Here is a 22,056-nt window from a genome sequence, read left to right on the forward strand (position 1 = left end):
AAAATAAGATACCTAGTATTAGGTAATTGCGCGGATAATAGCAAAATTAGCGATTAATACCAAACCCATTAAGCTAAATCAATTTGTTAATAACCACAGTTGTGCGCTATCAATATCATCATAGTTAAACCATTTAATTTCACTATGAACAAAGTGTCCCGATAATAAACTAGCAAAGTTTCCCAAGACCGAATCGGTAACAATAGCAATTCGCGAGACAAACTGATGGTGCTCTTTAATAAATTCCATATGCGAAGCCATTGCACTAAATGACTCCCAACCGGGAAAATCTTTACTAAAAATTAAAATGCCATTTAAGTAGCCATTAGCTTGCATGTAGGGATCGATAATACTTGCTGCATGAATAAAATCATCTTGAGTTAATGCACCTACAGGCTCCAACACCGCAATTGCATTTGCTCTTTGGATTGACACATTTAACATAGTTACCGCCTCTAATAACGCAACTAGACTCATTAAACTTAGTAGTTAGTTGATAATAAATAAAGAAAAATGCCTATCAAAGATAGGCATTTAAGCAATATAAATTAAGGTAGCTTTGTATTTTCTTCAGACCAAATACCTGGGGTAAGATTCATTTGCTTTTCTTGCTCTGGCGTTGCAATAAATCTTGGAATTTCATTTTGGTCTATATGTCTATTGTAATCTTTAGCAATAGTAACAAGGTGCTTAGTTAATAAAACGATTGCAACAACGTTAACGACAGTCATTAACGCTACAGCTAAATCAGCTAAAGCAATAACTTGACCTAGAGTTGCAATTGAACCGTAAAAAATCATACCAAGGAAAACCGATACAAAAATGATTCGGCCTACTTTATTATCCATTTTAATAAAGCTTAAGCTATTTTCCGCGTAGGCAAAGTTTGCCACCATAGAAGTAAAGCCAAAGAAAAATATCGCTAAAGAAATAAAATCGCTGCCCCAAGTACCTACTTCACCGGCTAACGCTTGTTGGGTTAATTCAATACCAACTTCTTGGTTTAAATCGACACCACTTAATAAAATAATCATCGCGGTACAGGTACATAAAACGATAGTATCGAAAAATACACCTAACATTTGCACATAACCTTGTGATGCCGGGTGTGGTGGATAAGGTGTTGCTGCAGCCGCCGCGTTTGGCGCACTACCCATACCCGCTTCGTTTGAATATAAGCCGCGTTTGATACCTTGCATAATTGCCGCGCCAACCATACCCGCGCCCGCTTCTCTTAGGCCAAGAGCAGAAGATACAATATCAACAAACACAGCTGGAATAGCACTTAAGTTAGTGATAATTACCCATAATGCTACTAAGAAATAAGCCAAGCCCATAAATGGTACAGTTATTTCAGCAAAGCGAGCGATTTGTTTTAAACCACCTAAGATAATCACACCGGTAAATATTGTTAAGAAAACACCAGTGTACATAGGGTCAAGATCGAAAGAATAAGAAAATGCTTCAGCAATAGAGTTTGCTTGAGGTGCACTAAAGATAATGCCGTAACCAATAAATAAACACACTGAGAAAATAACAGCTAGCACTGGGCTTTTTAAGCCTTTAAGCATGTAAAATGCAGGACCACCTCGGTACTCACCATCTGCATTTTCTTGCTTATAAAGCTGTGCTAATGCACTTTCGGCAAACGCCGTAGCCATACCAACTAAAGCAATCACCCACATCCAAAAAATAGCGCCGGGACCACCTAATGAAATAGCAACAGCTACCCCCATTAAATTACCAGTACCTACTCGAGCAGCAAGGGTTGTACAAAGAGCTTGAAAAGAAGAAATACCGTGACCGTCAGTTGAACGGCTATGCTTCATTACCGAGAACATATGAGTGAAATGGCGAAATTGTATACCTGCAAGTCTAAAAGTGAACCAAATTCCAGATAGGATCAATAAAGGAATTAAAATATTCCCCCATAACAACCCATTTAACCAATCAACTATATCGTATAGCACTATGTATTCCCGTTTTATCTAATTAAATAAAATACTTATAACAATTTGATTAAATCACCATAAGTATAAAGCTAGATAGTATTCTAGCATGTTAATAATAAGGGTACTGTGCTTTAAATAATATTTAACTTTTGTTGTTAAGTGTAATTAAGCGTTTCAACTCTGCTATTTCGCTCTGCAGTTGTTCTATTTGAGCCCTACTTGCTGGCTCTGCTCCCTCTGCAGTTTCACCATGAGATTGTGCACGTTCCTTTTCATGTTCTTGTGCCATTACCTCTAACACCGTACCAACCATCATATTTAAAAACACGAATGCGGTTAAAAAGATAAACGTAAGGTAGTAAATCCAACTTAATGGATGTACTTCCATAGTCTCGTACATTACATCAGTCCAATCTTCAAATGTGGCAACACGAAACAGTGTAAGTAATGAAACCGATACATCGCCCCAAAGGAATTCATTAATTTGATGGAATAAAATACTACCGATAGCGGCATAAATATAAAAAATCACAAACATTAATAAAGCTATGTAGCCCATTCTTGGTATGGCTTTAAGTAATGCATTAATTAACATTCTTAATTCTGGCACCATAGAAACAAGGCGCAGTACTCTAAATACCCTTAATAAGCGTGCTAATAATACGCCAGAGCCACCAGCAGGAATTAAGCTACCAACAACAATAAGAGTATCGAAAATATTCCAGCCATCTTTAAAAAACTTCTTAGGATCATTAGTGGCTAAAAATCTAATACTGATCTCAACCGCAAAAAATATAGTAATAGCAAAATCTAAGACACCAATGACAGTAACAAACTGACTTGGTAAATCATGAGTTTTTGCACCTATAAGTAACGCTGAAATAAGAATAACTGCAATAACAACACCTTGGAAAAGGTTACTAGAATCAAGACGTTTTAATTGCGTTTGCAAAAAGGGAATTGTTGCCATCATAAATATTTTGCCACTGTAAATAATAATATTAACTTTCTGATATTGGTCTGATTACGAAAATATCAACTATTTGACAAAAATACTTACAATTGAGCTGAGCTAGTGGTTTACTATAAAACACATAACTTAAATACTTTCACATTCATGACATTACCCCATTTATTTCAATTAGTTAGTCTTGCCGCCATATGGGGCTCGTCATTTATGTTTATGCGTATTGCTGCGCCTGAGGTAGGACCTATTGCACTCATTTTTTTTAGAGCAGCTATAGGATTTATCACCCTATTACCTTTCTTATTTATCTACAAACAACAATCACAAATACTTAAACACTGGAAAAGTATCGCTGTTGTTGGTTTAACCAATACCGCTCTACCCTTTGTATTATTTGCGTTTGCAACATTAAGTATTAGTGCCGGACTAACTTCAGTGTTAAATGCTACCGCGCCAATTTTTACCGCCTTGGTTGCCTTTATCTGGTTAAAGGAGCGCTTAGGTCGTAGTAAAGTCATCGGTTTACTAATTGGCTTTTCAGGCGTTATATTTTTATTTATAAGTAAAGGCAGCTTAAGCTTTGATGCCGCAGCCCTCGCAATTGTAGCTGCGTTAGTTGCGACTCTAAATTATGGCTATGCCGCATGTTATACCAAGCAACATTTAACAGGAGTAAGCTCTTTAGCAATAGCTACGGGGAGTCAATTATTTGCTAGCATCATGCTACTACCATTTTTAGGGTTTAACTTACCTGAGCATGAAGTTAGTAATACCGCCATATACTCAATTATAACTTTAGGCGTGCTATGTACAGCTCTCGCCTATATTTTTTACTTTAATTTATTGGCTAACTTAGGCCCAGCAAAAGCTATCACGGTTACCTATTTAATCCCTGTATTTGGTATCTTCTGGGGTATGGTGTTTTTAAACGAGCAAATTAATGTATCAATGTTAATTGGTGCAGCGCTGATCTTGTCTGGTGTTAGTTTAACTACTGGACTAATAAAAACTAATACCAATTCCATTAAGTTTGCGATCTACTTTTTCATGAGGAAAAAGGGATAAATACAAGGCATAAAATTTAGTAAGTAGTTATTCTACTTATAAATTTTATAACGCAGTAGTTATTCATTTTAACCATTAAAAATGAGCGGTTAATTAATGGACTTGGTATAACAAGCTCAGTTACCTTTTCAATCGTTCTTAAAAGGTAACTGACGTTTTGCTTGTTCGATATATTCAAGATGGTGGTGTTTTTCTTGTGCGATATAACTTTCAATTGCTTCATTAAAAGGCCCTTCATTAAGCAAATAATTACTCAAGGTTAACTTTGGTTCAAAGCCTCTTTTTAATTTATGCTCCCCTTGGGCACCAGCATCAAAGCATTGAATATTCTCGCTAATGCAAAACTCTATTCCTTGATAATAACAGGTCTCAAAATGAAGAAACTCAAATTCTTCTGAGGCGCCCCAATACCTGCCATATAAATGGCTAGATGAACGAAAAAATAATGCACATGCAATCACATCACCTTGTTCATTAATGGCTTGTAATAAAAGTACTTGTTGCCCTAATGCAAGTGATAGGCGAGAGAAAAAGTCATAATTTAAATAACCATCATGACCCGAACGTTTTAGGTAGGTATTTTTATAATATTGATAAAACTGTTGCCACGCCGATGGCGTTATTTCATCCCCTTTAAGCCAGTTAAACGAAATTCCTGATTTTATAACCGCATTACGTTCTTTATTAATGGCTTTTCGTTTTCTTGAAGTAAGTTTTGCGATGAAATCTGCAAAACATTGATAGTCTTTATTTTGCCAGTGGTACTGAACTTCAGTTCGAGTGGTAGCTTCTAGTTTAGCTAGCGCTAAATTTTGCTCTTGCTCAGCAAATAAGCATTGCCAATTAGAGGTTTTATAGGTGCTTTGTAACTGTTTTATAACCGAAACAAGTAAGGCAAGTAACTTATTAGTTTGTGAGCTGAACTTTGGGGAAATCCCAAATCTTGGCCCTGTTGCGGGGGTGAACGGTACAGCACTCACTAGCTTAGGGTAATAGTCAAGCCCATGGCGTTGATAAGCATCAGCCCAATTCCAGTCAAAAATGTATTCACCATAGGAGTGACTTTTTAAATAACACGGCATAGCTGCAGCAAGCTCAGAGCCTTGATAAATCAACACATGCAGTGGTTGCCAACCTTTTTCGGCACTAACACATCCACTTTGCTCTAATGCTTGCAAAAATTGATGACGATAAAAAGGATAGTCACTATTAAAAACCACATGCCATTGCTCAGGCAATATGTCATCAATAGAAGTAATTACTTTGGCAGAATATTCAGTCATAGTTCAAATACAAAAAAGCTGATATATAAACCATATCAGCTTTTGTATTTTATAAATATCTATTAACTCTAATCAGCGTTAGCTGAGCGTTATTGACTTTTATGAACCACACCATCTTTCATAACAAACTCAACATCTAAAAGTTGTGATATGTCTTGCAAAGGGTTTTCATCCATCGCAATAATGTCGGCGATTTTACCAACCTCTAAGGTGCCTAACGAGTCTGACTTATCAATTAAGTCCGCGGCATTAACGGTTGCAGACTTTAAAATATCCATAGGTTTCATGCCAGCATTAAACATTAGCACCGCTTCTTGGCCATTAATACCATGTTTTGATACACCAGAATCGGTACCGTAGGCTATCTTTACCCCTGACTCATAAGCCCTAGTAAAGTTTTTCAGCATGTCACCACCTACCCTAATCGCTTTAGCTTTAATCGCCTCAGACATAAAGTCGCTGGTTTTTGCCATATTAACCACGGTATCACCAGCAAGAAGTGTAGGAACTAAATACGCCCCAGAATATTTAAATAAGGTAATAGAGTCTTCATCGGCGTAACTGCCATGCTCAATACTATCAACGCCAGCTCTAAGAGCTGCATTAATACCTGCGGCTGCATGAGCGTGACTTGCTACTTTGCGACCAAGAGCATGTGCCGTATCTACAATTTCTTTGATCTCATCATCAGCCATTTGCTGACCTGTACCAGTATTGGTATCTGATAACACTCCGCCAGTAGAGGTGATTTTGATTACATCTGCACCATATTTAATTGCTTCGCGAGTAGCTCGGCGACAATCATAAGGGCCATCACAAATGGTTTTTGAAGTGTACTTTTCCATTAAGTCATGACGCATACCATCTACATCACCATGACCACCTGTAACGGATACCCCGCCAGAGCCAATAATTCTTGGACCAACAACCCAACCTTTAGCTACCGCATTTCGAAGTGCATATAAATACTGAGGGTTTGCACCTAAATCTCGAACAGTAGTAAAGCCAGCCATTAAGGTTTTATTAGCAAAATGTACACTTTGCATCCCCACATCTTGGGCAGACATTTTTAGGGTATCACTCGCATTTGTTGGCCCTAGTTCGCCTTGTAAATGCACATGCATATCCATTAAGCCAGGCATAACAAAGCTATTTTTTAAATCGATTAGCTTGGCTTCTTTACCGAAAGTTTTAGCACTGACAAAACCATCTTGTAAGTCAGTAATTTTATTGTCGGTAACCACTAAGGTTTGTTTTTTAAGAACGGTTTTCCCTGGAACGGTTAACAGCTCGCCAGCATGTATTACCTGAATGTCTGCAGCAGTAGCACACAAAGGTAGAAGAGAAAGCATTAAAGCAGGTAATTTTAAGGCTGATAGTTTATTTTTATAATTTTTCATGATTCGCCATAATCTGTTGGTTTAATTTATATTATTAACATAAACAGATTAAAAGCGTAATACTTTTAAGGAATTTATAGAGCAGAAGTAATAGCGAGAAAAGTGATTACAACATTGCCTATATTGCGAATGCTAGAAATAGGCAATGTTGGAATATTAAAAATTAGTGCTGATGACCGCCTACGCCGTGTGCGTGACCATGAGAAATTTCTTCCTCTTCTGCAGCTCTTACCTCAAGAATATTAATATCAAAATTTAATACTTGCCCAGCTAATGGGTGGTTAGTATCTACTGTGATCATAAACTTGCCTACTTTTAATACTGTTACTTGGCGTTGACCTTGCTCAGTATTAACCACACCTACCATGCCTGGCTTCCAAGTTTTTGCACCTTGTAAATGTTTAGCTGGAATGCGTTGGATTGCTTCTTCTAAGTATTCACCGTAACCATTTTCAGGATTAACCGTTACAGAGAACTCTTCTCCGGCTTCTTTACCTTCCAGAGCATCTTCAACACCTTGGATCATATTTTTATGGCCAAATAATAAAGCGATAGGGTCGCTTTTAGATGAGTCTTCTATAACATCACCTTCAGCTGTTTTTAGTACATAGTGAAATTTTACAACGGTATCTTTGGTTACTTTCATGGGGGGTTCCAGATGGATAAATAATTGTTGGCTAGTATAATCCAGGATGCGATTTAATGAAAACAAAAAGGCCTACTGATCAGTTAATCAGTAGGCCTTATTCATTTTAGCCATTAAAAAAGTTCTAATTTAATGGGTTTGTGTCGTTATAACGCCTTGTTAATCTTATCAACACTGTCTTTAGCATCGCCAAATAGCATCACAGTATTTTCTTTAAAGAATAACGGGTTTTGTACACCAGCATAACCTGTACTCATAGAGCGCTTGAACACAACAACTTGTTTAGCATTCCACACTTCACAAACTGGCATACCAGCGATAGGACTTGTTGGATCTTCTGCAGCTGCAGGGTTAACCGTATCGTTAGCACCAATAACAAGTACAACATCAGTCTCAGGGAAGTCATCATTAATTTCTTCCATGCCAAGCACTACATCATAAGGTACTTTAGCTTCTGCTAATAATACGTTCATGTGACCAGGTAAACGACCGGCTACCGGGTGAATAGCAAAACGAACTTCAACACCACGTTTTTGTAGCTCTTGGGTTAACTCATATACAGGGTATTGAGCTTGTGCAACGGCCATACCGTAACCTGGAGTAATGATTACTGATTTAGCATCTTTTAGTAATTCAGCAGTTGATTCTGCTGAAATTTCTTGATGTTCACCGTAATCAACATCAGATGAGACTTGCACGTCAGTACCAAAGCCACCAGCAATAACACTAATAAACGAGCGATTCATCGCTTTACACATGATGTACGATAAAATAGCACCTGATGAACCAACTAATGCACCAGTTACAATAAGTAAATCGTTACCTAGCATAAAACCTGCCGATGCAGCAGCCCAGCCAGAATAAGAGTTAAGCATAGAAACAACAACAGGCATATCAGCGCCACCGATTGATGCAACTAAATGCCAACCAAATGCAAATGCAATAATTGTCATAACTATTAATGGTAATAAGTCGCCGCCAGTGTTAACAAAATTAACCATTAAGTAAGCACTAACTAAACACGCAATTAAGTTTAATTTATGGCGATGTGGAAGCATTAATGCCGACGTATTGATAATACCTCTAAGTTTAGCGAATGCGACAACTGATCCGGTGAAAGTAACAGCACCAATAAATACGCCTAAAAATACTTCTACGTTATGGATAGTTTTAGCTGCGCCAAAAATTAATGAGCTGTGATCTAGTGAGCTATTGTAACCAACAAAAACAGCAGCTAAACCAACAAAGCTATGTAAAATAGCAACAAGTTCAGGCATTTCTGTCATTTCAACTTTTTTAGCTAAACGTAAACCGATCACAGCACCAATAACCATACACACAACAATTAATGGCACGCCTGTAACCGCAGGGTTAGCAATGGTCGCGATAAGAGCAATACTCATACCAATAATACCGTACCAGTTACCTGCTTCCGCTGTTTCTTGCTTACTTAAACCAGCCAAGCTCATAATAAATAGTAGAGCGGCAATGATATATGCTGCGCTAATAATTCCTTCAGTCATATTTCAATCCTCTACTTTCTAAACATTTTAAGCATGCGTTTAGTGACAAAAAAGCCACCAGCAATATTGATAGTTGCAATGAGTATTGCAATACCTGCGAGTATTTGTACAACCAAATTATTCGATCCTACTTGCAGTAGTGCGCCAACAATAATAATACCCGAGATAGCGTTGGTTACACTCATAAGAGGTGTATGTAATGAATGACTTACGTTCCATACCAAGTGATAACCAACTACACAAGCAAGCATGAAAACAGTAAAGTGAGATAAAAATGCTGCAGGTGCAACACTTGCAACCCAAGTAAAACCAATAGCACCCGCTGCCATTGCAGCATATTTTACTACTGGAGACTTAGGCTCTTCAGGTTCAGCTACTACAGGTTCGGCTTTCACAGGAGCCGCAGGAGCTGCAGAAACTTGAATTGGCGGTGGTGGGAAAGTAATATCGCCATCTTTCACCACAGTCATATTGCGAAGCACTACGTCTTCAAAGTCGATATTAATATTGCCGTCTTTTTCTTTGCATAATAACTTCATTAAATTCACTAAGTTATTTGCATATAATTGACTAGATTGGTTTGGTAAACGAGAAACAAAATCGGTATAACCAATGATTTTAACTTGGTTTACTTCATTCACTTCACCTGGCACGGTTAGTTCACAGTTACCGCCACCTGGAGCGGCTAAATCAACCACTATGCTACCTGGTTTCATCGATTTAACCATTTCTTCGGTGATTAGCTTAGGAGCTGGACGCCCTGGGATCATCGCCGTAGTTATAATGATGTCGACATCTTTAGCTTGCTCTGCAAACAATGCCATTTCAGCATCGATAAAGGCTTGGCTCATTTCTTTCGCGTAACCATCACCGCTACCAGTATCTTCTTCCTCATAATCCATCTCAAGGAACTCGGCACCCATACTTTCAATTTGCTCTTTTACTTCAGGGCGAGTATCAAAAGCACGAACAATTGCACCTAAACTACCTGCAGTACCAATTGCAGCAAGACCAGCAACACCAGCACCAATAATCATTACTTTAGCTGGTGGTATTTTACCTGCCGCGGTAATTTGGCCAGTAAGGAATCGACCAAAATGATTTGTCGCTTCAATAACAGCTCGATAGCCGGCAATATTTGCCATTGAACTTAGCGCATCCATAGACTGAGAACGCGTCATACGAGGAACCATTTCCATCGCTAAGGTAGTCACTTTTTTAGCGCTAAGCTTTTCTAATAATTCTTGATTTTGAGCCGGTGCGATAAAACTAATTAAGTTAGCACCCTCTTTTAATAAATCGACTTCAGCAGACTCAGGCTGATTTACCTTCATCACTATATCAGCTTGCCAAACCTGCTCTTTAGCAGCTATTTGTGCACCAGCTTTGGTATAAACATCATCGTTAAAACTGGCTTTATCACCAGCCCCTTGTTCAACCACTACATCAAAGCCTAATTTGATTAAAGCTTCGATAGAAGATGGTGAAGCAGATACGCGGTTCTCATTGGCAAGAACCTCTTTAGGTATTCCGATCAGCATAAAATCTACCTTCATTAAGTTATTGTTTTAAATTGAATTAACAATTTTAAAATTATTCGCCTGCTAAGTGTGCAGATCTATTATAGTTGCTCAATTTAGTGCAACCTCTGGTTATACTATAGTTAAGCTTTGTACAAATCTGTTAACTATTTGTGGTTATTGGTAACACCACGCAATTAACATTTTTATAACACTATCTAACTTAATCTAGTTCAACATTAAAGTAAATACTCTAAGAGACTGTTCAAACCAGTTTATAATTTGCAACTACCCAAATTAGTTGAAATAGGTTATCTTGTACTTATAATTATAAATTCGTTAATTATCGAACTTAGTATCGTATTTGAACAACAAGAATAACGTCCCTTTCAGCACACGCCATATTGAGACTTGGGAAGTAGTAATACTTCGTGCTAACGGAAGCGAATAATAAGTAGGGTATGAAAAAACTTTTTTTGTTGCTGATGATAATGCTGCCTCTAAGCTTTACTGCCTATTCGGCTGAAGACTTATCTGAAGAAAGCATTAATCATATAGCACAACAATTTGTCGCCTTTCACCAAACAGAAGCTGCAGAGCTACTGACTGCTGTGCTTGCACCTGATCTAGAAGTAGTCATAACTCAAGGCTCTTCTGGTTACGGTTTCATTCTTAATTACAATAAAACCGAGTATATTGAATATTTACAGCAAGCTCATAAAAGTAAATCAAGAACTGGCACCGATGTATCTTTTATTTCTTCAGAGTTTTTAGGAGACAAAGAAGCGAAAGTTATTGTTCGTTACCGCTCTAAAAAATTAAAAAAATACGTGTGGGTAGAAGCTATCATCAGCTTAGTGAACAATGAAGCATTAGTTACTCAAATCGAAGAGTACACATAACAACAGTTCATTGTTAACTTTCAACGCCTAAATTCCAGATAGTAAAAAGGGAACATGCGCTCAAGACATTAAGCGTTTTGGGGCAAATTCAAAAGACTCTAGATTATAGGGTCTTTTTTCATTGTTATATTGGAAATATCACTATTAGTCAGTGGTCGCGGTGAATTCAAATAGGTTTTTGGGCTGTGTTCTAGATACTGAGACTAAATTAAATACGCACTTCTATGACTGTTTTGTGCCAATAGCGGAAGTAGGAATACAGCCTTGAAGATGTTGTTTTTAATCAGGGATTATTACAACTTCAGCGTGAGGAAGTAATTCTTTAGCTTTCGAAGCAATGCTTTTTGCATCACCATCTGCGACTGCAATATCAATAGCATGACCTCCAGAATAAAATAATGAAACACAACTAGCTTGTTGTATCTTCACTATTTTACATTTAGGAACTCTTTTGGGGGAGATATTAAAAAACCGAGAGTCGACACTTGTTCTTATCCCTATATCATCACCCAAATCAACAAATACTCTATCAGGGTCATTTACGCGCTTAGATTGTGCGACACGTTTAATTGCTATCATGGTTAGAAGGCCAGTGATAAATGTTATAAATATAGTCAACTTAGCTTCCAGTTTTAAGTCCGTTCATCGCTCTTAACTGCCGTTAGGCTTTTGATTTAACTTACGTTATTTTCTTGTGTGACGCAAATGTGCCAATCAGAGACAGTCATTCAACGATAGCACGTATATGGCTATCCTATACGCATGTTCCAACAGAGCTTATAGAATGACCAATTGAAACCTCATTATCATCTAATTGAATCTCTAAAATAATATTCCATTCTGAACATGGAAAGCCTATTCCTGAATCAGCTATAGTCTCTACGTTAGCATATAATCTTTTTGTTTCAGGGTTCTCAAAAAACTCTATAGAATTCTTTAATGCCCATTGTTTTATCGATTCTCTTGAAGTTCCTTTAGTCACATTACTTTCGAGAGTAATCTCCCAATATTGCATTCTCTCATCAAGAAGAGGGTTATTATTTTCACTACAACCTGAGAGAAGTATGATAATGATTAATATGACAAAACACTTCATTTTAATTTAGCACCTAACCCTAATGATGGACGTAAAATTGTTGTCTAAAGTCTAGAAGAACGAAAGGAGTCAATTTCCGCTTATCGCTCTTAACGGTCGGTTACGACCACTAAAAAAACTGTGCAATTACAATAACATCATGTATTGTAGATTTACAAATAATTAACCTGCCCAGGGCGGTTAAAAGCGAGCAAAGGACATATTAAAAGTTAAGACCATATAAGGAAATAAATGAAAAATAATACTATTAACTCACTAGACGAAACCACTGAAATTCACCCTCTCCAAGAAAATGAACTAGCAAGTAGAGTTGATCGGCTTGGTGCCGCATTAATCGACATGTTAATTATATTACCGATTACATTATCATTGATGTACTTTACTGGTGGTTTCGATGGTATATCGGAAGGGGTAAGCCCCTCAACTGAATACTCCTTGCTTATCAGCTTTGTTGGTATAGTTTTTTTTATCATGATTCATGGATATCTTCTTATCAAGAATGGTCAAACAATAGGAAAAAAAGTGGCAGGGATAAAAATTGTTACCTTAGATAATAAATTACCTACACTATCGAATTTAGCAAAACGGTATGGGTTTTATTGGTTAATTCCACTAATACCTATCATTGGTCAACTTATTAATTTGATTAGTATCCTTTTCGTTTTTACTAAATCCAAGAGATGCTTACATGACCATGTTGGTGGTACAAAAGTGGTACTGAATTAATTAAAGTGGAATATTAGCTTCTTATTGGCATTGCAGGCAGCGAATGACACACTTGAGACCGATAGCAATATAACGTAATGTAATCAAAGCTCACTGACTGTTTTGAGCGAATCGCAGACGATGGCTACTTTCCATAAACGGGTGCAAGGACGATTTCCAAATTGAAAATATTAATAATTGTGGTTTTTATGTCACTGTCTATGCAGAGTCTTGCCTCGGAATCATCCGTACAACAAACAGCAGGCAAAATATTTATTTTTAATAAATTTATAAACCTCGATATGTCTTGTGTACATGCACCTAGTAATAACTCTTATCAATGCGATAGAAATATAATTTTATTTCCAACACCTGAAACCGTTAACGCTTTAGTGGTTAAATTCAAAACCACTAACGATAACACCAATTTCGAAACATATTCTCATTCGACTGAAAATATTGAATTTACACTAACAAAGAATAATGGTTTATTAACTCAATATATATGTGACTCTGGCGAGTATGGTTGTTTAGAAATAATTTCAAAAGAACACCAATTTATTAATGCTATTGTTCAACAACTTAACTAGCTAATAGGCACTAACTTGACCATAAGCTATTGAAAAAGTTAAGGTTGGATAAGAGTTATAAGCGGAAATAAAAGATTTTCACGGAAGGATTAAAATGTTATGAAATACATAATTATTATTGCCTTTACTCTGGCTCTAAACGGTTGTCTTCCTTCTGTTGCTTTTTACGCTTTTAACAACTCCAATTTTGAAATTGTATTCTCGTATAAAGGCGGCGAAATGTTAAACATTCCCGCAAAGTCTGTTGGTAAATTTTATAAAGGGTATAGCGAGTTTGTAATAGTAATGGGTGAAACTACTTATTATTACGATTCAATGATTAACTTTGCAGATGTACCCGATGATTATGTAAATAGTGTTTTCCCTATGGGAATGGAACTAAAGTTGCAATTCAATCAAGATGGTAAGATATTTATACTTCCATTTGAAAGTGAGTTTCCTCAGTACGAAATTGTCAATCAACCGAGCAGGTTTCCCATAATCCCATCGAGAGTTGGAAGTTAAATAATTGGTAGCCGACTGTCTCTGAATGGCACAAAATGCTCGTTCCAATCACCTTAAAACTCAAGGAAATTCCACCCAAATCACGGTGGGATGACGGAGTATTTTTGTAATATGATATGGAGTCAGTTGGTACTAAGCAACCATACAAAAAAAGGGCTATGAATAGATTATTCATAGCCCTTTTGCTTAATAATGTTTAGTAATAACTAATCGATTAGCTTTTCATCTTCTCTCGCGTTGATTGAATTAACACATAACATACTGGAATAATCAAAGTACCAATAAACAGGGCAACAAACATCCCACCAAATACAGTGATACCTAGCGATTTTTGGCTAAACATACCTGCACCAGTAGCCATAACTAATGGAATAATACCCGCGATAAACGACACCCCAGTCATACATACAGCCCTAAAGCGTAAATCAGCAGATATTTGCGCAGCATCAGCAATAGACTTGCCTTCATCTTCACGTAGATTACGCGCAAACTCGACGATTAAAATCGCATTTTTAGCTGCCATACCTATGAGTAATATCAAACCTACCTGAGCAAATAAATTTAACGGTAAACCAACCACATTAATTGCTAACAACGCGCCCGCAATGGCAACAGGAACAACAAGAATAATAGAAATAGGGACTGACCAACTCTCATATTGACCAACTAAAAACAGGTATATAAATATCAAGGCTAAGGTATAAGCATAAATTGCCATATTACCCGCTTCTATTTCTTGATAGGTCATGCCTGTCCACTCATACTGAAACCCTGCAGGTAAAACATTAGCAGCAACTTCTTCCATTGCTGCAATACCATCACCAGAGCTGTAGCCAGGTGTTGCAGATGCTCGAATACTTACAGAATTAAATAAATTATAGCGTTCACTTATATCAGGACCATGAATCGGTTTAACTTCGGCTATGGTTGAAAGCGGGATCATATCGCCTTCTTTATTGCGTAAATAAAGCATCTGAATATCTGAGATATTACTACGAGAAGATGCTTTTGCCTGCATTATCACTTTGTAAGTTTGACCAAACTTATTGAAATCGTTTATGTACACAGAGCCTAATTGAGCCTGTAAGGTACTAAATACACTATCAATATTCATTCCTAATGTTTTGGCTTTTTTACGATCAATATCAATTAAATACTGAGGCACATTAGCACGATAAGTACTATAAACCTTGGTTAGAGCTGGGTGCTGATTAGCTTCTGTGACAAAATTATTTAGCACTGTAGCAAGCTCAGTTGCCGAACGTCCTAACTTATCTTGCATTATAAATTCTAGTCCGCCAACAGCTCCCATACCAGGTACCGCAGGTGGTGCAATAGCAAATACTTGTGCCTCAGGTACTTGCATAAAGGCAATGTAATTAACCTTTTGGGTTATGGCAAAAACAATATCTTTGCGCTCGACCCGCTCATCCCAATGCTTAAGTACAATAAACATTGAACCAGCATTACTTTGCGCTGCACCACTTAAAATACTAAATCCAGATACCGAGGTAATACTCTCGATACGAGGGTCTTGCTTTAATGTTGCGGTCATCTTAGTTAAGACATCTTCTGTTCGCCCAAGCGAACTTGCATCAGGTAACTGCACACTAACAATAAATATGCCTTTATCTTCAGAAGGTACAAAACCTGTTGGTGTTTTAATAAAGCCGAATATCAGCGCAGCGAATATAAGCACCATCGCCAAAGCAACAGCTATGGATTTGCGAATAAGAACCGCAACCGCTTTACCATATTTATCCTTAATCATATTAAAGAAGGCATTAAATTTAACAAACCAAGTCGCTTCTTGAGTATGAGGTTTTAATAACAAGCGACATAATGCAGGGCTTAGCGTTAAAGCATTTAGCGAACTAAATAATACCGCGACACAAATAGTCACGGCAAATTGACGATACATTATGCCCGTTAAGCCAGGGAGCATAGCCACCGGAATAAATACCGCGAGTAATACTAATGTAGTTGCAATAATTGGCCCGGTTACTTCTTCCATGGTGCGAGTAACGGCTACTTCTGCATCAATACTCTTATCCTCAGCCATATGCCGCTCAGTATTTTCCACCACTAATATGGCATCATCAACAACGATACCTATAGCTAAAATTAGGCCAAATAACGTAATGGTATTAATCGACATTCCTGATAAATAAAGTACCGCAAATGAGGCTATTAAAGACACCGGAATAGCAATTGAAGGCACCATAGCAGCACGCCAGTTACCTAAGAAAATAAACGTTATAATGATAACTAAACCAATGGCTTGTAGTAATGATATTACTACTGTGGTTATAGATGTACTTACATAGCGAGTCGTATCGTAACCAATTGAATAATTTATACCTTGTGGAAACTCTTTCGCCATTTCAGCGACAAGCTCTTTGACCTTAGTCCCTGTTTCTAATGCGTTAGCTCCTGGTAATAAATACAAAGCAACGGTACTGGCATCTTTACCATCAACTTGGCTGCTAATTGCGTAATCAGCTTGGCCGAGCTCTATCTCTGCGACATCTTTAAGGTAAATAAGTGAACCATTAGATTTTGCTCGCAATACTACTTCTTCAAATTCATCGACTTCAGACAACTTACCTTGCGCTTGTAAGGTATATTGGGTTTGGATATTACGATCAAATGGAGGCGCACCTACTTTACCCGCCGCAACCTGTATGTTTTGTTCTTGCAATGCTGCTTTAACGTCAGATGGTGTAACTTTTAAGCCAGCCATTTTTTGAGGATCGAGCCAGATCCGCATTGAATACGCTGCCTCCCCCATTATGGTTGCTTCAGAGATACCATCGACGCGTTTAAGCGCATTAAGTAAGTTTATTTTTACGTAATTCGAAATAAATACACGATCGAATTCACCATTTTCAGCAAATAAATTCACTAAAAACAGCATATCTGGAGATTGTTTTTTTATCATTAAACCCGCAACACGAATATCTTGCGGTAGTTTAGGCTCGGCCATAGCAACTAAGTTTTGCACTCGTACCAAAGCTAAATCTGGATCGGTTCCTACCGCAAAAGTGACGGTCAGTTTATAACTACCATCATTGGCACTTTTAGATGACATATAAATCATGCCTTCTACACCATTAACTACTTCTTCAATCGGCTGGGCAACACTTTGTTTTACTACATCGGCTGACGCGCCTGAGTAATTTGCTGAAACAACTACTTGCGGTGGCGCAACTGAAGGATACTCAGCAACAGGTAAGTTTATACCTGAAATGATCCCAGCAAGCGTTAAGACAATAGCTATAACTAATGCAAGCTTAGGTCTGGTTATAAAGGTTTTACTAATCATAATAATCCCTTATTGTTGCGCATCAGCAGTAGGCATAGCTTTAGTTTTTACTGTTTGTCCAGGTCGTATTCTTTGCACCCCTTGTACAACTAAGGTTTCACCACCTTTTAAGCCTTTATCGACAATCACTAAAGTGCCAACTCTTTTTCCTAAGGTGACATTTTGACGGTTAACTGTATTATCTGCAGAAACTAACATAACAAAGTCGCCTTGTTGATCCGACTGCACAGCCCCCTGCTCAATCATTAAGATTTGATTTTCAATAGGAGACTCTAGAATAACTTTTACATACTGACCCGGGCGCAGTGAGCTGTCTGGATTAGGGATAGTCGCTCTGATCTCCATGCTACCAGTTTCAGCATCGACTCTATTTGAGACAAAGGTAATAACCCCTTCGTATGGATAAACTTCTTCATTATTCAAAGAAATCTTTACGATAGGTTTCATATTTTTTAATTTTTCAGCATCTGTTTCATTTTGCGCGCGGCGTACAATTTTCCAATAAGTGTTTTCACTTATCTGAAAAGGCACTTCCATAACATCAACAGCAACAATAGTCGTTAAGGCTCCTGATTCAGGGCTAACTAAATCACCAACACTAAAGTTACTACGATCAATTTTACCGGATAACGGCGCTGTAATGTGGGTATAAGCTAAGTTAACTTCAGCTGTTTCAAGTTTTGCTTGAGCTGATTCATAACTCGATTTAGCCTCATCAAATTTTGCTTCTAAATTATCAATTTCAGAACTTGAAATATAACCATCAGGCTCTAGTTCTTTACCTCGTTGATAGTTTTTTCGAGCTGCTTTTAAAGCTGAATTGGCACGTGACACCTCAGCCTTAGCTTGTTTGAGCTGTGCTTGTAGTTCACTGTCATTTAACTTAAATAAGATGTCACCCTCTTCGACATCAGTACCATCAGAAAAATTAATTTCAGTTATCTTGGCTTTAACTCTAGCCTGTATTTTTACATCGCTTGCTGCATTCAAACGGCCAACATAATTAGAATTAGATTTGTATGGATAAGCTTTTACTTGATTCACCAAGACTTCAATATCAGGCTTTACTTGTTGTGGCTTTTCACAAGCCAACAATAAAAAGGAAGTAAAAAATAAAAACACCAACTTATAATCTTTCATAAAATTCATAATATTCTCAGGGGGTTAAAGGTAAAACAAACAATATTTTTAAGTATAGATTACAAATATAGAAAACAAAGTTTTAAATAATTAAATCAATATTTAACAACACTACCTACTTAATTAAAGGTTTGGTAACATTTTGGCGCACAATTTAACATCCATTGAGCTCGCAACTTGTAACAAATAGTTACTAAGCTGTACTTTATCGTAAATAAACTTCACTCTAGCTTAATTGTTTTGTCCCATGGCCTATTTCAAGCGATGATAAAACATCTGTTAATATAAAAATTAATGAACTAATTTAAGCTGGACCCATCAATGAATATAACTCGTAGTTCAATAAAGAATCCTGCCGCCATACTCGTTATCGTTGCCCTTTTCTTTGTCTTTGGTTTTATTTCAATAATGAAGTTACCAATTCAATTAGTTCCAGATATTGAACAACCTCAAATATCCATATCTACAGGTTGGAGAAGTGCTGCTCCTGAAGAGCTAGAGTCGGTAATTATTGAGCCGCAAGAAAACGTGGTTAAAAATACTCGTGGCGTTACCGATGTTACAACAAATATAAACAGTGGCTTTGGCAATATCACTTTAACCTTCGATGTTGGCACCAATATGCAGCAAGCTTTGTTGGATGTTATCAATAACCTCAACCAAGCCCCGCCATTACCTTTAGATGCATTTGAACCTGTCGTAGCTATTGGCGGTGGACGAGGCGGACCAAATGCAGCATCTTTACTAGTTAAGATTTTAACTGACACTCCTAATCAAGACATATCTAGTTATCAAAAAGTTATTGAAGACTATATAGAGCCTAGATTAACTAGGATTTCTGGAATTTCACAAGTAAACCTAAATTCACAACGCCCGAAAGAATTAAGAATAAGTTTCGACCCATACAAAGCCGCGTCTATGGGAATAGAGATAGGTAAAATAAGTTCAACAATCGCTCGTTCAAATGATATTTCGGGTGGCTTTACCGATGTTGGTAGGCGCCAATATACGGTGCGTTTTATTGGTCAATATGACGTTACCGACATCACAGAGATGGTTATTGGCTATCAAGACCAACGCCCTATTTATTTAGGCGACATAGCCAGTGTTGAAGAAACTTTAGTGGACCGATTTGGTTTAACATTGCGTAATGGCGCTCCTGCTTACTACATAACAGTACAACGTAATAATGATGCAAACACAGTAGAACTATTAGATGAAATCAATGCTGCCATAGTTGAATTAAACCAAGGGGTTTTATTAGAAAATGGTTTAAAAATTGACTTAAGTTTTGACTCCTCGGTGCATATTCGCAACGCGCTAACCTTGGTAAAAAGTAACTTAGGCTTAGGTGTATTTTTAGCATTAACAATTTTGTGGTTATTTTTAAGAGGGTTAAAACCTACATTAATTATTGCAACCACAATCCCTATTTCTTTAATGGTCTCGTTTTTAGGTTTAAGTATTTTTGACCGCAGTTTGAACGTTATATCTCTTGCGGGTTTAGCTTTCGCTGTAGGTTTAGTTTTAGATGCCGCGATCATAGTGCAAGAAAATATCGTACGCCTCAAAAGTGAAGGTACAGATAATGCTAAAGCAGTTTTAAAAGGGGCAATGCAAGTAACTGGCGCCCTGTTTGCTTCAACAGCAACAAGTGTAGCTATTTTCCTACCGATTTTATTTATGCAAGGTATTGAGGGGCAGTTATTTTCTGATTTAGCCTTAACGCTATCAATTGCAGTTATAGCTTCTTTTATATCAGCCATTGTAGTCATACCAATTGCCAGTAAATATTGGCTTTCAGCCTTGCCTAAAAAAGATCCATACGAAAAGTATTGGCACAAATTAACATCCTTGGTAATGAAGGCTACTAACTCCGTTTTTAAACGTTTGGTTTGGATAGCTTTATTATTAGGTGGCTCTTTAGCATTATCTGTGATGTTGATGCCTAAAACTGACTTTATGCCAAGAGCACCTATCGATGGCTTCTTTTTTAATATTAGCTTACCACCAGGCGGCACATTCTCCTTTGTCGAAGATGAAATGGCTGTATTAGTAAAAGCTCGTTTACAACCTCACCTAGATGGCTCAAAACTACCACGTATTAAAAGTTATAATTTCTATTCATTTGGCGCATCAAACAGTGGTGGTTTTATTTATGCTCACGATCCAAGCAAGGTAGAAGAGCTAATGATGTTAGTACAAAATGAGATATTAGCAGGCTTACCCGACACGCAAGTATATTTGTTTAGGGGCTCGATGATTAATGTAAGTGGCGGTGGTGGTGGTCGCTCAATTAGTGTTGATATCCAAGGACCTAATTTAGATGATCTTATGCTGACAGCAAAGCAAGGTTTAGACTCTATTAGCCAACATATGCCAGGTATTGCGGCTCAGCCCACACCAGGTCTAAGTATGGCAGAGCCTGAGTTGCAATTAATTCCAGATGATATTCGCATAGCCCAAGCGGGATTAAATAGAAATGATATAGCTAATGCAGTGAGAGCTTTTACTGATGGCCTATTTGTTAGTGAATATTTTGATGGTAATGAACGCATGAACATCATATTAAGAGGAAGTGAATGGACTAACCCTGATGAACTTGCTGCATTACCTATATACACGCCTTTAGCGGGGATTCAAAACCTAGGAGAACTTACCCAAATAGTTCGAACCGTAGGCCCTACTCAACTGCGTCGAGTTGATGGTAAAAGGACTGTGAGCCTTACCTTATATCCACCAGAAGACATGTCGATGGAAGAAGCCATTACTATTTTAAATGACAAAATAATAACCGATATGAAAAAAACATTACCCGTGAATGCAAGTATAAAGCTTAACGGTAATGCTAATAAAATGAAGAACGCGATCAGTGATATGATCAACAACTTCATTTTAGCCCTTATCATTTTATTTCTCTTAATGACGGCATTGTTTAAATCAGCAAAGGATAGCTTTTTAGTTTTATTAGTTATGCCGATGGCTGTTGCTGGTGGTGTTTTAGCTCTTACTATATTAAATATATTTAGCTTTCAATCATTAGATCTATTAACCATGATTGGCTTTATTATTTTATTAGGTTTAGTGGTTAATAATGCCATTTTATTAGTTGACCAAACCCGCGTTGGCGAACTTGCAGGCTTAACTAGAGACGAAGCTGTCGCGCAAGCAATTAGAATAAGGGCAAGACCGGTTTATATGAGCACTCTAACGAGCATATTCGGCATGCTACCGTTAATTTTAGTACCTGGAGTCGGGGCTGAGATTTACCGAGGTTTAGCAACAGTTATTGTTGGCGGTATGGTCGTGAGTGCATTATTTACCTTAGTATTATTTCCAAGTTTACTTAGAATGAAGCTAAAAGCTCCTTTATTTAAACAAAAGACACAAAACAGTTTAACCATAGAAACGGTAAACGTTTCAGCAAGTGAGAAGTAA

18 protein-coding genes are annotated in these 22,056 nt (G+C 37.4%); 6 read left to right on the forward strand and 12 right to left on the reverse strand.

The window, feature by feature from the left end; genetic code table 11:
- Positions 1 to 78: 78 nt before the first annotated feature.
- From FNN08_RS08415 to FNN08_RS08425, 3 genes are all read right to left on the reverse strand, one after another.
- Entirely contained in the window at positions 79 to 444 is a 366-nt protein-coding gene (locus FNN08_RS08415; RefSeq protein ID WP_143584712.1) for an STAS/SEC14 domain-containing protein, read from the reverse strand.
- Positions 445 to 548: 104 nt separating this feature from the next.
- Positions 549 to 1,970: an alanine/glycine:cation symporter family protein gene (locus tag FNN08_RS08420; protein WP_143584714.1), complete on the reverse strand. Its 1,422-nt coding sequence runs from the start codon at positions 1,968 to 1,970 to the stop codon at positions 549 to 551.
- Between the two features lie 124 nt (positions 1,971 to 2,094).
- Positions 2,095 to 2,925, reverse strand: coding sequence for an ion transporter (locus FNN08_RS08425; protein WP_143584716.1), 831 nt, complete (start codon positions 2,923 to 2,925; stop codon positions 2,095 to 2,097).
- 144 nt (positions 2,926 to 3,069) lie between these two features.
- Here FNN08_RS08425 and FNN08_RS08430 point away from each other — a divergent pair, with 144 nt between their 5' ends.
- Entirely contained in the window at positions 3,070 to 3,984 is a 915-nt protein-coding gene (locus tag FNN08_RS08430; RefSeq protein ID WP_143584718.1) for a DMT family transporter, read from the forward strand.
- 128 nt (positions 3,985 to 4,112) lie between these two features.
- On the opposite strand, the gene FNN08_RS08435 is transcribed toward FNN08_RS08430, so the two are convergent.
- The 5 genes from FNN08_RS08435 to FNN08_RS08455 form a co-directional block, all read right to left on the reverse strand.
- A complete protein-coding gene (locus FNN08_RS08435) occupies positions 4,113 to 5,267 on the reverse strand; it encodes a GNAT family N-acetyltransferase (RefSeq protein ID WP_143584720.1) in 1,155 nt (384 codons plus the stop codon).
- An 89-nt stretch (positions 5,268 to 5,356) separates the two neighbouring features.
- Complete coding sequence (locus FNN08_RS08440; RefSeq protein WP_260679315.1) at positions 5,357 to 6,619, reverse strand: metal-dependent hydrolase family protein; 1,263 nt, start codon at positions 6,617 to 6,619, stop codon at positions 5,357 to 5,359.
- A gap of 211 nt (positions 6,620 to 6,830) precedes the next feature.
- On the reverse strand, positions 6,831 to 7,313 hold the full coding sequence (locus FNN08_RS08445; RefSeq protein WP_143584726.1) for a peptidylprolyl isomerase: 483 nt from the start codon (positions 7,311 to 7,313) through the stop codon (positions 6,831 to 6,833).
- A 146-nt stretch (positions 7,314 to 7,459) separates the two neighbouring features.
- Positions 7,460 to 8,836, reverse strand: coding sequence for a Re/Si-specific NAD(P)(+) transhydrogenase subunit beta (gene pntB, locus FNN08_RS08450; protein ID WP_143584729.1), 1,377 nt, complete (start codon positions 8,834 to 8,836; stop codon positions 7,460 to 7,462).
- Positions 8,837 to 8,847: 11 nt separating this feature from the next.
- Complete coding sequence (locus tag FNN08_RS08455; protein WP_143584733.1) at positions 8,848 to 10,377, reverse strand: Re/Si-specific NAD(P)(+) transhydrogenase subunit alpha; 1,530 nt, start codon at positions 10,375 to 10,377, stop codon at positions 8,848 to 8,850.
- Positions 10,378 to 10,817: 440 nt separating this feature from the next.
- On the opposite strand from FNN08_RS08455, the gene FNN08_RS08460 reads away from it, so the two are divergent.
- A complete protein-coding gene (locus FNN08_RS08460) occupies positions 10,818 to 11,258 on the forward strand; it encodes a hypothetical protein (RefSeq protein WP_143584736.1) in 441 nt (146 codons plus the stop codon).
- Between the two features lie 279 nt (positions 11,259 to 11,537).
- Here FNN08_RS08460 and FNN08_RS08465 read toward each other — a convergent pair whose 3' ends face one another.
- On the reverse strand, positions 11,538 to 11,876 hold the full coding sequence (locus FNN08_RS08465) for a hypothetical protein (RefSeq protein ID WP_143584739.1): 339 nt from the start codon (positions 11,874 to 11,876) through the stop codon (positions 11,538 to 11,540).
- A gap of 136 nt (positions 11,877 to 12,012) precedes the next feature.
- Positions 12,013 to 12,354 carry a hypothetical protein gene (locus tag FNN08_RS08470; RefSeq protein ID WP_143584742.1) on the reverse strand — a complete coding sequence of 114 codons (342 nt, stop codon included), beginning with the start codon at positions 12,352 to 12,354 and terminating at the stop codon, positions 12,013 to 12,015.
- 231 nt (positions 12,355 to 12,585) lie between these two features.
- Between FNN08_RS08470 and FNN08_RS08475 the strand changes: the two genes are divergently transcribed.
- From FNN08_RS08475 to FNN08_RS08485, 3 genes are all read left to right on the forward strand, one after another.
- Complete coding sequence (locus tag FNN08_RS08475; protein WP_143584745.1) at positions 12,586 to 13,080, forward strand: RDD family protein; 495 nt, start codon at positions 12,586 to 12,588, stop codon at positions 13,078 to 13,080.
- Between the two features lie 188 nt (positions 13,081 to 13,268).
- The gene (locus FNN08_RS08480) at positions 13,269 to 13,649 is read left to right on the forward strand and encodes a hypothetical protein (protein ID WP_221931782.1); all 381 of its coding nucleotides are present in this window, start codon (positions 13,269 to 13,271) and stop codon (positions 13,647 to 13,649) included.
- A 99-nt stretch (positions 13,650 to 13,748) separates the two neighbouring features.
- The gene (locus FNN08_RS08485) at positions 13,749 to 14,153 is read left to right on the forward strand and encodes a hypothetical protein (RefSeq protein WP_143584752.1); all 405 of its coding nucleotides are present in this window, start codon (positions 13,749 to 13,751) and stop codon (positions 14,151 to 14,153) included.
- A 214-nt stretch (positions 14,154 to 14,367) separates the two neighbouring features.
- Here FNN08_RS08485 and FNN08_RS08490 read toward each other — a convergent pair whose 3' ends face one another.
- Both FNN08_RS08490 and FNN08_RS08495 read right to left on the reverse strand, forming a co-directional pair.
- A complete protein-coding gene (locus FNN08_RS08490; RefSeq protein WP_143584754.1) occupies positions 14,368 to 17,478 on the reverse strand; it encodes an efflux RND transporter permease subunit in 3,111 nt (1,036 codons plus the stop codon).
- 9 nt (positions 17,479 to 17,487) lie between these two features.
- Positions 17,488 to 18,627, reverse strand: a complete 1,140-nt coding sequence (locus FNN08_RS08495; protein ID WP_143584758.1) for an efflux RND transporter periplasmic adaptor subunit — start codon at positions 18,625 to 18,627, stop codon at positions 17,488 to 17,490.
- A gap of 312 nt (positions 18,628 to 18,939) precedes the next feature.
- Between FNN08_RS08495 and FNN08_RS08500 the strand changes: the two genes are divergently transcribed.
- Complete coding sequence (locus tag FNN08_RS08500) at positions 18,940 to 22,056, forward strand: efflux RND transporter permease subunit (protein ID WP_143584760.1); 3,117 nt, start codon at positions 18,940 to 18,942, stop codon at positions 22,054 to 22,056.

The organism is Thalassomonas sp. M1454 (genome assembly GCF_007097525.1).
Classification (GTDB): Bacteria; Pseudomonadota; Gammaproteobacteria; order Enterobacterales; family Alteromonadaceae; genus Thalassotalea_A.